At 63.2% G+C, this 14,670-nt stretch carries 16 protein-coding genes; 10 read left to right on the forward strand and 6 right to left on the reverse strand.

Annotated features, from left to right (window positions below; genetic code table 11):
* Positions 1-103 precede the first annotated feature (103 nt).
* Entirely contained in the window at positions 104-604 is a 501-nt protein-coding gene (locus NLM27_RS00515; protein ID WP_254141469.1) for a GrpB family protein, read from the forward strand.
* Between the two features lie 383 nt (positions 605-987).
* Here NLM27_RS00515 and NLM27_RS00520 read toward each other — a convergent pair whose 3' ends face one another.
* Entirely contained in the window at positions 988-2,034 is a 1,047-nt protein-coding gene (locus tag NLM27_RS00520) for an AraC family transcriptional regulator (protein ID WP_256569911.1), read from the reverse strand.
* Positions 2,035-2,276: 242 nt separating this feature from the next.
* Here NLM27_RS00520 and NLM27_RS00525 point away from each other — a divergent pair, with 242 nt between their 5' ends.
* Positions 2,277-2,447 carry a hypothetical protein gene (locus NLM27_RS00525; RefSeq protein ID WP_254141471.1) on the forward strand — a complete coding sequence of 57 codons (171 nt, stop codon included), beginning with the start codon at positions 2,277-2,279 and terminating at the stop codon, positions 2,445-2,447.
* Positions 2,448-3,113: 666 nt separating this feature from the next.
* Here NLM27_RS00525 and NLM27_RS00530 read toward each other — a convergent pair.
* The 5 genes from NLM27_RS00530 to NLM27_RS00550 all read right to left on the reverse strand — a co-directional run bounded on the left by NLM27_RS00530 (position 3,114) and on the right by NLM27_RS00550 (position 6,521).
* On the reverse strand, positions 3,114-3,566 hold the full coding sequence (locus NLM27_RS00530; RefSeq protein ID WP_254141472.1) for a universal stress protein: 453 nt from the start codon (positions 3,564-3,566) through the stop codon (positions 3,114-3,116).
* 75 nt (positions 3,567-3,641) lie between these two features.
* Positions 3,642-4,070, reverse strand: a complete 429-nt coding sequence (locus tag NLM27_RS00535; protein WP_254141473.1) for a universal stress protein — start codon at positions 4,068-4,070, stop codon at positions 3,642-3,644.
* 168 nt (positions 4,071-4,238) lie between these two features.
* The gene (locus NLM27_RS00540; RefSeq protein ID WP_254141474.1) at positions 4,239-5,009 is read right to left on the reverse strand and encodes an amino acid ABC transporter ATP-binding protein; all 771 of its coding nucleotides are present in this window, start codon (positions 5,007-5,009) and stop codon (positions 4,239-4,241) included.
* On the reverse strand, positions 5,006-5,668 hold the full coding sequence (locus NLM27_RS00545; RefSeq protein ID WP_254141475.1) for an amino acid ABC transporter permease: 663 nt from the start codon (positions 5,666-5,668) through the stop codon (positions 5,006-5,008). Before NLM27_RS00545 ends, NLM27_RS00540 begins: the two co-directional genes overlap by 4 nt.
* A 13-nt stretch (positions 5,669-5,681) precedes the next feature.
* Positions 5,682-6,521, reverse strand: coding sequence for a transporter substrate-binding domain-containing protein (locus tag NLM27_RS00550; protein WP_254141476.1), 840 nt, complete (start codon positions 6,519-6,521; stop codon positions 5,682-5,684).
* 237 nt (positions 6,522-6,758) lie between these two features.
* Between NLM27_RS00550 and NLM27_RS00555 the strand changes: the two genes are divergently transcribed.
* The 8 genes from NLM27_RS00555 to NLM27_RS00590 all read left to right on the forward strand — a co-directional run bounded on the left by NLM27_RS00555 (position 6,759) and on the right by NLM27_RS00590 (position 14,586).
* Entirely contained in the window at positions 6,759-7,676 is a 918-nt protein-coding gene (locus NLM27_RS00555) for an NAD(P)-dependent oxidoreductase (RefSeq protein ID WP_254141477.1), read from the forward strand.
* A gap of 16 nt (positions 7,677-7,692) precedes the next feature.
* Positions 7,693-8,046 carry a RidA family protein gene (locus NLM27_RS00560; protein WP_254141478.1) on the forward strand — a complete coding sequence of 118 codons (354 nt, stop codon included), beginning with the start codon at positions 7,693-7,695 and terminating at the stop codon, positions 8,044-8,046.
* 10 nt (positions 8,047-8,056) lie between these two features.
* A complete protein-coding gene (locus NLM27_RS00565) occupies positions 8,057-9,283 on the forward strand; it encodes a pyridoxal phosphate-dependent aminotransferase (RefSeq protein ID WP_254141479.1) in 1,227 nt (408 codons plus the stop codon).
* The gene (locus NLM27_RS00570) at positions 9,280-10,941 is read left to right on the forward strand and encodes a thiamine pyrophosphate-binding protein (protein WP_254141480.1); all 1,662 of its coding nucleotides are present in this window, start codon (positions 9,280-9,282) and stop codon (positions 10,939-10,941) included. Before NLM27_RS00565 ends, NLM27_RS00570 begins: the two co-directional genes overlap by 4 nt.
* Positions 10,942-10,944: 3 nt before the next feature.
* Positions 10,945-12,210, forward strand: coding sequence for an FAD-binding oxidoreductase (locus NLM27_RS00575; protein ID WP_254141481.1), 1,266 nt, complete (start codon positions 10,945-10,947; stop codon positions 12,208-12,210).
* A 9-nt stretch (positions 12,211-12,219) separates the two neighbouring features.
* A complete protein-coding gene (locus NLM27_RS00580) occupies positions 12,220-12,963 on the forward strand; it encodes an aspartate/glutamate racemase family protein (RefSeq protein WP_254141482.1) in 744 nt (247 codons plus the stop codon).
* A 115-nt stretch (positions 12,964-13,078) separates the two neighbouring features.
* Complete coding sequence (locus NLM27_RS00585; protein ID WP_254141483.1) at positions 13,079-13,771, forward strand: GntR family transcriptional regulator; 693 nt, start codon at positions 13,079-13,081, stop codon at positions 13,769-13,771.
* A 35-nt stretch (positions 13,772-13,806) separates the two neighbouring features.
* Positions 13,807-14,586: an SDR family NAD(P)-dependent oxidoreductase gene (locus tag NLM27_RS00590; RefSeq protein ID WP_254141484.1), complete on the forward strand. Its 780-nt coding sequence runs from the start codon at positions 13,807-13,809 to the stop codon at positions 14,584-14,586.
* Positions 14,587-14,670: the final 84 nt, after the last annotated feature.

Consider the following 14,670-nt stretch of genomic DNA (forward strand, 5'->3'; position numbering starts at 1 on the left):
ACTCATTAACGCGCAGCCAAAGCCTGATTGACGCAAGCTGGACGAAGGCAAGATAGTTCGCAGCGATCTTGGCTGAGTTCGCGTTTCGGCATATTATTGAGACATGTCTCTCACCAGCCCCATCAAGCCTTATGATCCGACTTGGCCGGAGCAGTACTCGATAGAAGCGGCGCGACTAAAACCGATTTTCGGTTCCGCGTTGATCGGCATTCATCACGTTGGGAGCACCGCTGTACCCGAATTGGCGGCCAAAGGAGAAATCGACGTGCTCGCCGTGGTGAAGTCAGACGGTGGGCTGGAGGATTGGAGCGGATCATTGGTAGCGCTAGGTTATCGTCGCGGGGGCGACCTCTCCTCAGGCCACTATTTCTTCAAGCGGGACGTGAACGGCGTTCGCACTCACAAGCTTCATGTGTGCTTAGATGGCCACGGACAGATTGCGCGGATGCTGAAATTTCGAGACCACTTGCGCAAGCATGCAGGGGACCGCTCGAGATATCAGGAGTTGAAGCTAAGGCTGGAGCGCGAAAATACCTCGGGTATTCAGCAGTACCTGTTAGCCAAAGAGCCGTTTATCCGAGGCATTCTAGCCAACCTTGACTGATTGCTCCTGGCCCATCGCGTCATTTGCTGTCCCAGCACAATGTAGTCGTATCGGAGCCAAGCGGGCATGCTTTATGAGTACGCGCCCTAGAATAGCACTTCGCTTGGGATGGCCTCGACGCGAATATCTATGTTGGTAGACCGGCTCAAGTCGCCAACAGAATCCAGGCCAGCGATGCGAAGAGACTGACGAACCAGGCAGCCAGAACCAGGAACAGCCAGTCGTCCCTGGTCATGGTGCCGAAAGCCGATTCCCAGGATTCGCAACAGCGAGATGCAAGTTCAGCCAAAAGCTTGTTTGAACGCATGGCATAGGTCTAGCGGACTATGATCCGCGAGGTCTTGCTCGTCTGTGCCAGGGATTTGAGGCTTTGTGCCAGCGTTTCAGCGAACTCGGTTCGAACTGCGGTACGTCTTTGGCGTGACGCCGGCCCAGCGAACGAAAGCGTGAGTGAAGGAGCTGACCTCACTGTAGCCCAGCAACCATGCGATCTCGGAAATCGGCAATTCCTCTTCCATGAGGTAACGGCGCGCAAGCGCATTTCGGAATGCTTCGAGGACGTTCAAGAATCCAACGCCTTCGGACGATAACGCCCGAGCGAGCGTTCTCCGGCTCATGCCGAGACGGTGCGCGATCTCTGCGGCGTTGACTTGGCCATGCGGAAGCAGTTGGGCAATCTGATCTTCGACGCGAGATCGTATGCTGGCCCGTCGCGAGGGCCGATTGGTCAAAGCTTCATCGGCGTAGTGAAGTAGCATCTTGTTGAGGTGAAGATCAGCTCCAACGAGTGGCAACACGCCGATCTGCGAGGGAAACAGCACCTCGTCTCGGTCGGCCGAAAATTCGATGTCGCATCCCAGCTGGGATCGGACATCCGGAGGCGTCTCGCGTCTGTCGTGCTTCAATTTGATCTGCCTTGGCGCCAGCCTGGCGTCGGTCAATGCGCGACAGATGCGAACAAGCGCCATCAGCCAGAATTCCATATGGTGCCGATCCGCTCGTCGATCGAGGTTGATATACTCTAATCCAATCGCAAATCCCTGCTCCAGGGACGTCCGCAGCCGTACTCCCTCGTTGTTGATCGCGCAGTAGCGTTCTCCAGTGCGCAGTGCGTCGACGAGCCGCTCCGATGACGCCATCACGTAGTACAGAAGTCCAATCTCCCCCGGCTCGAAGCCTTGAGCCAGATGAAATCCGAAGCAGTCGTCTTGCAATTCCTTCGCGGCGAGCTCGAGGAGCGTTATTTGCGCGCTCGCAACAATGCGGCGCTTGGGGTTCTCAATGTCCTCGATCGCCAAGCCCGCGGCCGAGAGAATCGGAGCAGGGTCAACCCTCGCATCCCGAAGTTGGGCACATGCGAGGCGAGCTATCCCCCCGGTACAGCTCGGGATCAATGGCAAGCCGCTTGTCGGGGGGTTGGCGGTTCTCATTCGACACCGAGTTATGGTCTCGGCAAACGTCGGCAGCTGAGAGGGCCGCATCTTGACCTATGTCAAAGCCTGAAGCGCCGAGGCAAGCCGGTGTGAGCATAATTCGCAATCAATTGGCCCAGGATCACAAGACATGACGGACGCAATCATCTAGCCGATTGCTTTGCGCCGGCCGCTTTTCCGCATTGGCCGACAGCGGATGTCTCCAGCTGGGCGCACGGGGGCGAATGCAGATAAAGGACATGATCGCGCATCAAGAAAAGCTTTGGGCTGACGCAGCCGAATGCGCGCTGACCAGGTATTCCGACAAGGTGAAACGCGAGCTGTACTCGCGTCCTGCTGAACCCCTCAAGTCATTGGCTGGTGGGGCGGAGCGGGTGATCGCCGCCGAGGCGAAGGACCAGACAGGCTAGGTCATGGCTGGCAAGCAACCTGGTCGACAGAGCGGCATTCATCGGTCAATTCATTTCCTGGTCACCGAAACCGGGGAGTACGGGATCTGGGATACCGTTTTCGTGTCGGCACTCGCGACTTCTCGGGCAAGGTGCAGGCTATCCTTGGGCTGCTGGCGGCACGCCGCGTCAAGATGAAGATCGACCGCGCGTTAGCGCGAGATGCGTCAAGAGAAGCACCTGTTGACGTCGTGGCGAAACCGGATGCCTCCCTCGAACCGATCCCGCTTGCACGCGAGAGGTGTAGTCACCCAGAGTTGGGGCCTGAAAGAGCCGCTTACCCCAAGACCGTGGCGTTCACCTGTGAAGCCTGCAAGGCCGTCTACGAGGCGATGCAGCTTCTCGTTCCGGCTAAGGGGATCTTCCGCTGTACCGTGTGTTTTTGGCCGGTCCATCAATGGGACGGTAGGCATGATTATTCTCGCTGGCGCCGGCTCGGCGAGAAACCGCGCCGTTCATGAGTGCGAGCCCCGTCAGAATTGCACTTCGCCGGGAATGTCGTCCGCGCTGAGACCGACGGCCTCAAACCCCTTCAACATCCATTCGCGGCAGCATGCGCCGCTGCCAGCGGCCGGCCATGCTTGTTGTGAGATCCGGATTGTCGCGCGTTTCAAAGTGCAATGTTTCTCAGTGCACGACCAGCACGGGTACGCTTCCGTCCGCCAGGACTTCTGATGTTTGGCTCCCAAGGAATAGCTTCTTGAGACCCCGGCGCCCGTGAGAGCCCATGACGATCAAGTCGCAAGCCGCGGACTTTGCTGTTGCGATAATCGTGCTGGCCGGATGCGCATTTGGAACATGCATGAGCTCGACAGATATCCCAGTCTGCTCCGCCATCGCGCGGGCCTCACCGAGGAATTTGTCCGCACGCTCCCTGGAGGCAGCATCGAAGGCATCGATTTCCTGCTGCGAGGGTATCCAGCCTGAGGCATGTCCGCTGCCGTAGTCGATCGGCAGCGATTCCGTGACGGCAATGACTGTCACCCTCGCCCCTAGGGCCTTGGCCAATGCAATTCCATGCTTGAGACCGTTTCGCGCGACATCCGATCCATCCGTGCTCAAGAGAATATGGGCGTACATTTGCAAGCTCCCTTCTCGGCGACAATGTCTCTATCTCACGGCGCGCAGGTCTGGTCTCGATGCGGGCCTATATGTTTAGGGGCAGACCAGCACGGGTATCTTCGCGTGCGACAGCACCTTGCTCGTCACGCTGCCGATGAGAAGCGCGGCAACTCCGCTGCGTCCGTGCGACGACATGACGATGAGATCACATCCCTTATCCGCGGCTGCGGCGATGATGGCCTGATGGGGGTGTCCGCTCTCCACCTGAATCGTCTGGCAGGAGACACCGGCTGTCTTGGCCTCATTTGCCACGGCATCGAGCACGCTCGCAGCCTGCTGCTTGCGGAACTCGACATAGGCGACGACGGCTTCCAGGAACCGGCTCGACACTTCAGAAAATGGTTCCACGACGAAGATGACGGATACGGTGGCTCCAAGAGATTTCGCCAGCGTCAATCCGTGCGCCACCCCGCGCTCCGCGAGCTCAGATCCATCCGTCGGAATGAGAATATGACGATACATGCTTTACCTCCCGAATTGTCCGGACGTATCGCTGTCTTGCGGAGGTAAGCTCGGCTCGCCTTTCGGATGTAGTCTTGAGATAGATCAAGCCCTATAGATGGCAGCAATCGGCCTGATCGGCGCTGCCTTGATCTGCGTGCGGGTTTGGCTGACGCGGGTCGCGCGCCCCTAATGCGGCTCGTGAAACCTGCTCAGGAACGCCTTCAGCCGCTCGCTGCGCGGCTGGCGGATGGTCTCCTCGGGCGTCCCGATCTCGGCCATGACGCCATCGTTCATGAAGCCGACGCGGGTGGAGACGTCGGCAGCGAATGCCATCTCGTGCGTGACCAGCACCATGGTCATGCCTTCGGCGGCGAGGCTGCGGATGACGGACAGCACCTCGCCGACGAGCTCGGGATCGAGCGCCGAGGTCGGCTCATCGAACAGCATCACGCCGGGCTTCATCGCGAGTGCGCGGGCGATCGCGACGCGCTGCTTCTGGCCGCCGGACAGGCGGCTCGGAAAGGCGTCGGCCTTGTCGGCGAGGCCGACCTTGGCGAGCAGGTCGCGGCCGAGTTCGTTGGCTTCGCTCTGCGTCATGCCCTTCACCTGCACCGGACCCTCGGTGATATTGCCGAGCACCGACATATGCGGGAACAGATTGAAATGCTGAAACACCATGCCGACGCTGCGGCGAAGTAGCGCCAGCTGCGCATCGCCCGCGGCGCGCACGCCTTTGCCGAAGGCGAATTTGTGCGCGCCGATCGCGAGCTCGCCCTGCTGCGGCATTTCCAGCAAATTCAGGCAGCGCAGGAAGGTGGACTTGCCCGAGCCGGAGGCGCCGATCAGGGTGACGACCTCGCCGCGTGCGACCGAGAGCGATACGCCCTTGAGGACCTCGTGATCGCCGAATGCCTTGTGGATGTTATCAGCGGCCAGCGTCGCGCCGTTCGCGTTCATCGATGCGCTCCCATCTTCAGCTCGACGCGGTCCGCGACCAGCGTCAGCGGGAACAGCACGACGAAATAGAGCACGGCGATCGTGGTGTAGACCTCGAGCGGCTTGTAGCTCGTCGCCGTGATCACCGAGCCCTGGTAAAGGAGATCGCCGACCGCGACCACCGACACCAGCGAGGTGTTCTTGAGCTGCATGATGGTCTGGTTGATGAAGGAGGGAATCATCACCTGGGTTGCCTGCGGCAGCACGATGCGGCGGAAGATCTTGCCGCGGCGCATGCCGATGGCACGCCCGGCCTCCCACTGGCCAGTGTCGACGGCCTCGATGCCGCCGCGAAAGATTTCGGCGTAGAACGAGCCGGCATAGAGCGACAGCGCGATGAAGCAGGCCATCGCCGGCGACATGTCGACGCCGATCAGGACGGGCAGGGCGTAGTACATCCAGACCAGCTGCACCAGGAGCGGCGTGCAGCGGAACACCTCGATGTAGAGACGCAGCGGCACCGAGACCCAGCGCGGTGCCGTCGTGCGCAGGATGCCGACGATCAGTCCGATCACGAGGCCCGCGGCTACCGTGATCACCGTGTAGAACAATGTGACCAGGAGCCCTTGCCAGATCAGGCCCCAATACGGCTTGAGCGCCGCGAACTCCCAGACATACATCGTCGAACGGCCGTCAGAACTGCACTTCGCCCGGAAGGTCGTCCGCGGTGAGGCCGACCGCCTCGAAGCCCTTGAGCATCCATTCGCGGGTCTGGCCCATCGAACGATTGTAGTCGGCCCAGGCGCTCAGGAAATCCCTGTAGCGGCGGTCGCTCTCGGCGCGGATGCCCATGTTGGTCGGCAGCGTCAGCAGCGGGCGCGGGATCGCGAGATCGCCGAGGTTCGGATTCTTCTTCAACGTCGAGACCGAGAGCACCGCCAGCGAGACATTGCAGTCCGCGCGGCCGGTCGCGACCGCGAGGATCGCCTCGTCGCGGTTCTTGAAGCCGAGGATGTTCGCCTTCGGACAGTAGCGGCGCGCGATCGTCTCGTGCGTCGAGCCGATGTCGACGGCGATCTTGACCTCGGGCTTGTTGAGCTCGGCCCAGGTCTGCGGCTTGGCAAAGCCCTTCTTGGTGATGACGGTGAAGGAGTGCACTAGGATCGGCGTCGAGAAGTCGATGACGAGCGCGCGCTCCGGCGTCGGGTTCACGGCGAAAGCGAGGTCGACCTTGTCCGCCTGGAGGTCGAGGATCTGGTTGCCCCAGGTCGATTCCAGAGTCTCGACCTTGGCGCCGAGCTTGCCGGCGATGTCCTTGGCCATCTCGATGCAGGCGCCCGACCACTCGTTGGTGGCGAGATCCTTGTGGAAGTAGGGCTCCTGGCCGACGATCACGGCGATCCGCAGCACGCCATTCTTCTTGATGCGGTCGAGCGTGGAGGTCGGTGCGGTGTCGGCCTTGGCCGAGCTGCTCGCGGCGGCAATTGCTGCGCCTGCCAGCGCGACGGTGGTGAGAGCGTCCCTGCGATTCATGGTCTCTGTCTCCCTGGCATTTGGGTCGGATCGTCTCCGGCCGCTGGACTATTCCTGTATTCAGGATAAAATGCAATACGGTATTTCACGCTGCTGACCATTTGTGCGGCAAGGCAAAGATGAGCCCAATATCTTGGCAGGATTGCGCAAAATTCGGTGGCAGCAGGGGTTGTCAATGGCATGCAAGTCTGAATACAAGACTGAACGCAATTATTTCTTGATCTGAAGGAGAGGCCTGTGCGCGCTCTATTCGTCGATGCGAACGAGACCCTGGCGGCGGTGACCGACAAGCTGCTGGGCATCGACAATCTGCCTGTTGCCATCAACCGCGATCCCTCGATCAAGCCCGACGATCTGCCCGGCCTGCTCGGCGATTCCGAGATCATGATCGTCGATCACACGGCGGTGCCGACCGCGATTGCCGCAAAGTGCGCCAAGCTGAAGCACATCGTCTTCCTCGGCACCGGCGCGCGCAGCTACATGAATCCGGAAGAGCTCGCTGAGCGCGGTATCGCCGTTCACACCATCAAGGGTTATGGCGACACGGCCGTCGCCGAATGCGCGATCGCGCTGATGTGGGCCTCCGCGCGAAACTTTGGCGAGATGGACCGCGGCATGCGCGAGGGCAATTGGTTGCGCCGCGACGCGATGCAGCTCACCGGCAAGACCCTAGGCCTGATCGGCTTCGGCGGCATCGCCGCGGAAGCCGCCCGCATGGCGGCGGGTTGCGGCATGAAGGTGATCGCCTGGAACAGGACACCGAAGACCCATCCCGGCGTCGAGTTCGTTTCGCTGGAGAAGCTGCTTGCCGAGAGCCACGTCATCTCGCTGCATCTGCTCCTCAACGACGAGACCAAAGGCTTCCTATCGCGAGAGCGCATCGCGCAGATGCGACCCGGCAGCATCTTGATCAACACCGCGCGCGGAGCCGTCGTCGACGAGGACGCGATGCTCGATGCGCTCCGCTCCGGTCACATTGCGCACGCAGGCCTCGACGTCTTCACCGTCGAGCCACTGCCGGCTGGCCATGCCCTGACAAAACTGCCGAACGTGACGCTGTCGGCGCATTCGGCGTTCCGCACGCCGGAGGCAAGCGACAACCTCATCGGTGCCGCGCTCGACCACTGCCGCCGCATCATCGCCACCGGCAAGTAAAGCATAAGGACATCCCATGTCGGATATCACCCGCATCGACCAGAACGCCCGCCGCAGCCGCGCTTCCGTGTTCGGCGATCTCGTCTTCCTCGCGGGACAGGTGGCGGACACCAAGACCGCCGACATCACCCAGCAGACGAAAGAGGCGCTGGCCAAGGTCGATGACATGCTGGCGCGCGCCGGCACCGACAAGTCGCGCCTGCTCAGCGTGCAGGTCTGGCTCAAGACCATGGACGATTTCGACGCCATGAACGCGGTCTATGATGCCTGGGTCGTGCCTGATAACACGCCGACCCGCGCCTGCGGCAAGGTCGAGCTCGCCGATCCCGCCTTCCGCATCGAAGTGATCGCGATCGCCGCGCGCAAGTAAGGGCTCGGCCGTGACCGTCCAGGCTCCCGCATCGACCTTCCGCCCCGCACAGCGTATCAGCGCGATCGGCGTCTCCGAGATCCTCAAGATCGGCGCGGTCGCGCAGCGGCTGAAGCGCGAGGGACGGCCGGTGATCGTGCTGGGCGCCGGCGAGCCTGATTTCGACACGCCTGACCATGCCAAGGACGCGGCCGAGCGCGCCATCCGCGCCGGCCAGACCAAATACACGATCTTGGACGGCACGCCGGAATTGAAGGCGGCAGTCGCCGAGAAATTCCGCCGCGAGAACGATCTCGTCTATGCCGCGGACGAGATCACCGCCGGCGCCGGCGCCAAGCAGGTGATCCACAACGCCTTCATGGCGACGCTCAGCCCCGGCGACGAGGTCATCCTCGCCGCGCCCTACTGGACCAGCTATGCCGACATGGTGCGCATTGCCGACGGCACGCCCGTCGACGTGCTCTGCCGTGAGGAGAACGGCTTTCGCTTGGATGCAGCCGATCTCGAACGCGCGATCACGCCGAAGACGCGCTGGCTGCTTTTGAACTCACCGTCCAACCCGACCGGTGCGGCCTATTCGGCGGCACAGCTTCGCCCGATCCTGGACGTGCTGACGCGGCATCCGCATGTCTGGCTGATGGCTGACGATATCTACGAGCACCTGATCTATGACGGAATGCCGTTCGTCACGGCCGCAGCGCTCGAACCGAGCCTGAAATCGCGCACGCTGACCGTCAACGGGGTCTCCAAGGCCTATGCCATGACCGGCTGGCGCGTCGGCTATGGCGGCGGTCCGCGCGAGCTGATCGCGGCGATGGCCGTGGTCCAGAGCCAGAGCACGACCAATCCGTCATCCGTGAGCCAGGCCGCGGCGATCGCTGCGCTGACCGGACCGCAGGACGTGCTGGTCGAGCGCCGCGCCGCGTTCCAGCGGCGCCGGAACATCGTGGTCGATGCGCTCAATGCCATCGACGGCGTCACCTGCCGACGGCCGGAAGGCGCGTTCTATACCTATGCGAGCTGCGCCGGCCTGATCGGACGCCGCACGCCGGATGGTGCCGCCATCGACAGCGATGCTGCGTTCTGCCGCTTTCTGCTGGAGAGACATGACGTGGCCGTGGTGCCGGGCAGCTGTTTCGGCCTTGCACCTTATTTCCGCCTGTCCTACGCCACCTCGGAACAAAACTTGCGCGAGGCCGTGATGCGCATCGCCAAAGCCTGCAGGGAGCTGTCATGACCATTCGCAACACCCGCACCGGGGGCCAGATCCTGATCGATCAGCTCGTCGCGCAAGGCGTCGAGCGCGTCACCTGCGTGCCCGGTGAGAGCTATCTGGCCGCGCTCGATGCGCTGCATGACAGCCCGATCGACGTCGTGATCTGCCGCGCCGAAGGTGGTGCTGCGATGATGGCCGAAGCCTATGGCAAGCTCACCGGCCGGCCTGGCGTCTGCTTCGTCACCCGCGGCCCGGGCGCGACCAATGCCAGCCATGGCGTCCACATCGCGATGCAGGATTCGACGCCGATGATCCTGTTCGTCGGCCAGGTCGACACCGGCATGCGCGAGCGCGAGGCCTTTCAGGAGCTCGACTACAAGGCGGTGTTCGGTACCATGGCGAAATGGGCGGTCGAGATCGATCGCCCCGACCGCATTCCGGAGCTGGTGGCGCGCGCCTTCCGTGTCGCGATGCAGGGCCGCCCCGGTCCGGTGGTGATCGCGCTGTCGGAGAACATGCTGACCGAGACCGCCGCCGTCGCCGATGCGATGCGCATCGAGCCCGCCGTGAGCTGGCCGGCGCCTGCCGACATCGAAAAGCTCGGCTCCATGCTTGCAGGCGCCAAGGCGCCATTGGTCATCCTCGGCGGTTCGCGCTGGACCGATGACGCCACCAGGAGCATCGCACGCTTTGCCGAGCGGTTCGACCTGCCGGTCGCCACCTCGTTCCGCCGGGCGTCGCTGATCGATGCCGATCACTCGCATTATGCCGGCGATCTCGGCATCGGGCCCAGCCCGGGCCTGAAGGCGCGCATCGAGGGCGCCGATGTCATCCTGCTGATCGGCGGCCGCATGTCGGAGATGCCGTCCTCGTCCTACACGCTGCTGGACATTCCGACCCCGCAGCAGAAGCTGATCCACGTGCATCCGGGCTCGGAAGAGCTTGGCCGGGTCTATCAACCGGCGCTGGCGATCCAGGCGACGCCGGCCGCCTTCGCCGCCGCGGTCGAGACGCTGAAGCCTACCGGCGCGGTTGCATGGAAGGGCGAGGCCGCCAAGGCGCATGCCGACTACCTTGCCTGGACCGACAAGGCACGCGAGCTGCCGGGCACGTTCCAGTACGGCCAGGTCATGACCTGGCTGCGCGATCGGCTGCCGAAGGACGCCATCGTCTGCAACGGTGCCGGCAACTATGCCGGCTGGATCCATCGCCATCACCGCTTCCACAGCTTTGCCGCGCAGCTCGCGCCGACCTCGGGGTCGATGGGCTACGGCGTGCCGGCGGGTGTGCTGGCCAAGCGGCAATATCCCGATCGCGTCGTCGTCGCCTTTGCCGGTGACGGCTGCTTCCTGATGAATGGCCAGGAATTCGCGACCGCCGTGCAGTATGATGCCCCGCTGGTCGTTATCGTCGTCGACAATTCGCAATACGGCACCATCCGCATGCACCAGGAGCGCGACTATCCCGGTCGGGTCGTCGGTACCCAGCTCAAGAACCCGGATTTTGCGATGTACGCAAAAGCATTCGGCGGCCATGGCGAGCGGGTCGAGCGCACCGAACAGTTCGCGCCGGCCTTCGAGCGTGCGCTCGCCTCGGGCAAGCCGTCGATCCTGCACTGCATCATCGATCCGCGCGCGATGTCGGTCGGCAAGGATTTTGCCCGAGCGGTGAAGGCCTGAGCGATGGCGACCGGCCGCCACGTCGCGATCATCGGTGCCGGCGCGGTCGGCGTGATCAGCGCCATCGAGGCGCTGCGCGAAGGGCATCGCGTCACGCTGATCGATCCGGGCGAGCCCGGCGGCGAACAGGCGGCGAGTTACGGCAATGCCGGCTGGCTCTCTTCGCATTCGGTGATCCCGCCGGCCGAGCCAGGCATCTGGAAGAAAGTGCCGGGCTATCTCTTGGATCCGCTCGGTCCGCTCGCGATCCGCTGGTCTTACTTGCCGAAGGCGCTGCCCTGGCTGGTCAAATACCTGCTCTCGGGCTGGACCGAGGCGCGGGTCGAAAAGACGGCGTTTGCGCTGCGCGATCTCCTGAAGGACGCGCCGCTGCTGCACCGGAAGCTCGCCGAGGAGGCGGGCGTGCCCGAGCTGGTCGAGCGCAACGGTGTGATGCATGTGTTCCCCGAGCGCGGCAATTTTGACAACGATCTCGGCTGGCGCCTGCGCAAGAAGGTTGGCGTCGAATGGCTTGAGCTGAACGCCGATGAGATGCGTCAGCGCGAGCCGGATCTGCATCCGCGCTACAAGTTTGGTGTCGTCGTCGAAGAGGCCGGCCGCTGCCGCGATCCCGGTGCTTACGTTGCCGCCCTTGCCCAGCACGCACTCGCCAGCGGGGCCAAGCTGATTCGTGCCAAGGCGACGGGTCTCAAGCTGAACGGCGACAAGCTCGTCGCCGTCGTCACCGAGACCGCCGAGGTCCCTTGCGATGCCGTGGTGGTCGCCGCCGGCGCCCGCTCGAAGCAGCTCACCGCATCGGTCGGCGATCCCTTGCCGCTGGAGACCGAGCGCGGCTATCACGTCATGATCGAGAACCCGGAATCGGGTCCGCGCAGCTCCATGATGGCGTCGGATGCCAAGATGGTCGTGAACTGGACCGACAAGGGCCTGCGCGCGGCCGGTACCGTGGAGATCGCCGGCCTCGAGGCTGCGCCGAACTGGAAGCGCGCCGAGATCCTGCGCAACAACCTCTTCAGCATGTTCCCTAAACTGCCAAAGGACATTCCAGCCTCGCGCATCAAGACCTGGTTCGGTCATCGGCCGAGCATGCCGGATGGACTGCCCTGCATCGGCCATGCGCGCGCCTCGCGCGACATCGTCTACGCCTTCGGCCACGGCCATGTCGGCCTGGTCGGCTCGGCCCGTACCGGCCGTCTCGTCGCGCAGCTCCTGAGCGGCAAGCAGCCGGAAATTCCGCTCGCACCGTTCGCGCCCACTCGTTTCCTCTGAGATCGCACCATGACCGCTTCAGCCAATTCGTCCTCCCGCATCGCCCGTGGCGGCAAGGCCATCTACGGCGCGCCGCTCGGCATTTTGATGCTGGAAGCGCGCTTCCCCCGCATTCCCGGTGACATGGGCAATGGCACGACCTGGCCTTTCCCGGTGCTCTATCGCGTGGTGAGCGGCGCCTCGCCGGAGAAGGTGGTGCTGAAGGGCGCGGCCGGCCTGCTGCCTGACTTCATCGATGCGGCGAAGGATCTGGTGCGGCTCGGGGCCGAGGCCATCACCACCAATTGCGGCTTTCTCTCACTGTTCCAGAAGGAGATCGCAGCGGCCGTCGGCGTTCCCGTCGCGACCTCGTCGCTGATGCAGGTGCCGTGGGTGCAGGCGACCTTGCCGCCGGGCAAGCGCGTCGGTCTCGTCACGGTGTCGGGGTCGACCTTGACGCCCGCCCATCTCGAAGGCGCCGGCGTGCCGCTCGACACGCCGCTGGTCGGAACCGAGAACGGCAATGAGTTTTTCCGCGTTCTGATCAAGGCCGAGAAGGACGACATGGACGTCGCGCAGGCCGAGCGTGACGTGGTCGAGGCCGGCAAGGAGCTCGTCGCCAAACATCCTGATGTCGGCGCCATCGTGCTCGAATGCACCAACATGCCGCCTTATGCGGCAGCCTTGCAGGCCGAAGTTGGCCTGCCGGTCTATGACATCTATTCCATGATCACCTGGTTTCATGCTGGACTGCGCCCGCGCACGTTCGCTTAAGTCCGGCTGTCACGACGCTCTTCACAACCTCTGTTGTTGTTTGCATTGCAATCACTCCCACAGCCCCGGTATATTGGACTGTGTTCTGGTGTGAATGCAGCCTATGAAGAGCAACGTGGAACTGGCTTCCGATAGTATCGTCGATCGCGTCTATGAACAGCTCAAGGCGATGGCCGTGAGCTATGAGTTCAAGCCGGGCGAACGGCTCAACGAGGGCGAGCTGGCAAAACGCCTGGGCGTCAGCCGCACACCGCTGCGCGAGGCGCTCAACCGCCTCAACACCGAAGGCTTTCTGCGCTTCACGCCCGGCAAGGGCTTCTTCTGCCGCGAGCTCGACGCGCACGAGATCTTCGATCTCTACGAGCTGCGCAAGTCGATCGAGGTCGCCTCGATCCGCCTCGCCATCAAGCGCGCCAAGGATGAGGACATCGACGCGCTGCTGAAATTCCTCGAAGCCACCGGTCCCGATCCGGGCGAGCGCTCGTCTGTCGAACTGGTCGAGCTCGACGAGACCTTTCACGAGCGGCTGATGGCGATGTCTGACAATGCCGAGATGCTGCGCGTGCTGCGCAACGTCAACGCCCGCATCCGCTTCGTGCGCTGGATCGACATGGACCGCATCAATCGCTCCAACACGCAAGCCGAGCACCGCGCCGTCGTCGAAGGCCTAAAGGCGCGTGACGAAGAGGCTTGCGTCTCCGTTCTGGAGAAGCACATCGATCGCCGCCTCGACCGCATCACGTCCGCGATCAAGGAAGGCTACGCGCAGATCTACATGCCAGCCGCGGCGCGGTCGGCTGCGAATTGACGCCCAGGCGGCGTCCTATTTCAGGAGGCGCAAGCATGACGCTCAAGGACAAGGTTGCGGCTATCACCGGCGCGGCCCGCGGCATCGGCAAGGCCTGCGCGAAGAGATTCCTGGACGACGGCGTCAAGGTCGTGATCTCGGATGTCGATGCCGACGGCCTGGCGGCGACGGCCGCCGAGCTCGGGCGGCCGGATGCCTTGCGCACCGTCGTCGGCAATGTCGCCAAGCGCGCGGATGTGGACCAGTTCGTCGCGACCGCCGTGAAGGAGTTCGGTCGGCTCGACATCATGGTCAACAATGCCGGCGTCGCCCGTAACCGGGACATCCTCGAAATTTCCGAGGCGGAATTCGACGAAATCATCGGCATCAATTTGAAGGGCGCGTTCTTCGGCGTGCAAGCCGCAGCGAAGCAGATGATCGCGCAGGGTGGCGGCGGGGTCATCATCAACATGTCCTCGGTGAATGCGCTGCTGGCGATCCCGTCGCTGGCGACCTACGCCATGTCCAAGGGCGGCATGAAGCAGCTCACCTCGGTCGCTGCTGTCGCGCTCGCCCCGCACAACATCCGCGTCGTCGCGGTCGGACCGGGCACGATCCTGACCGACATGGTGGCGTCGTCCATCTACACCTCCGAGGATGCCCGTAAGACCGTGATGTCGCGCACGCCAGCCGGCCGTGGCGGCGAGCCGAGCGAAGTCGCGTCGGTCGTAGCGTTCCTTGCCAGTGATGATGCGTCCTACATCACCGGACAGACGATCTATCCGGACGGTGGCCGGCTGATCCTGAACTACACGGTGCCGGTGAAGGAGAAGTAGGGGGCGCGAAAGCGCGGTGGGAACGAGGCTGCCGCTACGCTTTCGATGTCGTCCTGGCTTTCGCCAGGACAACGCAAAACTACC

The organism is Bradyrhizobium sp. CCGB12 (genome assembly GCF_024199845.1).
GTDB lineage: Bacteria > Pseudomonadota > Alphaproteobacteria > Rhizobiales > Xanthobacteraceae > Bradyrhizobium.

Coding starts and splice junctions, on each gene's coding strand:
- NLM27_RS00590 (WP_254141484.1), top strand. CDS start 13,807: ATGACGCTCAAGGACAAGGTTGCGGCTATCACCGGCGCGGCCCGCGGC.
- NLM27_RS00560 (WP_254141478.1), top strand. CDS start 7,693: ATGTCGGATATCACCCGCATCGACCAGAACGCCCGCCGCAGCCGCGCT.
- NLM27_RS00570 (WP_254141480.1), top strand. CDS start 9,280: ATGACCATTCGCAACACCCGCACCGGGGGCCAGATCCTGATCGATCAG.
- NLM27_RS00520 (WP_256569911.1), bottom strand. CDS start 2,034: ATGAGAACCGCCAACCCCCCGACAAGCGGCTTGCCATTGATCCCGAGC.
- NLM27_RS00550 (WP_254141476.1), bottom strand. CDS start 6,521: ATGAATCGCAGGGACGCTCTCACCACCGTCGCGCTGGCAGGCGCAGCA.
- NLM27_RS00580 (WP_254141482.1), top strand. CDS start 12,220: ATGACCGCTTCAGCCAATTCGTCCTCCCGCATCGCCCGTGGCGGCAAG.
- NLM27_RS00575 (WP_254141481.1), top strand. CDS start 10,945: ATGGCGACCGGCCGCCACGTCGCGATCATCGGTGCCGGCGCGGTCGGC.
- NLM27_RS00515 (WP_254141469.1), top strand. CDS start 104: ATGTCTCTCACCAGCCCCATCAAGCCTTATGATCCGACTTGGCCGGAG.
- NLM27_RS00545 (WP_254141475.1), bottom strand. CDS start 5,668: ATGTATGTCTGGGAGTTCGCGGCGCTCAAGCCGTATTGGGGCCTGATC.
- NLM27_RS00525 (WP_254141471.1), top strand. CDS start 2,277: ATGATCGCGCATCAAGAAAAGCTTTGGGCTGACGCAGCCGAATGCGCG.
- NLM27_RS00530 (WP_254141472.1), bottom strand. CDS start 3,566: ATGTACGCCCATATTCTCTTGAGCACGGATGGATCGGATGTCGCGCGA.
- NLM27_RS00540 (WP_254141474.1), bottom strand. CDS start 5,009: ATGAACGCGAACGGCGCGACGCTGGCCGCTGATAACATCCACAAGGCA.
- NLM27_RS00535 (WP_254141473.1), bottom strand. CDS start 4,070: ATGTATCGTCATATTCTCATTCCGACGGATGGATCTGAGCTCGCGGAG.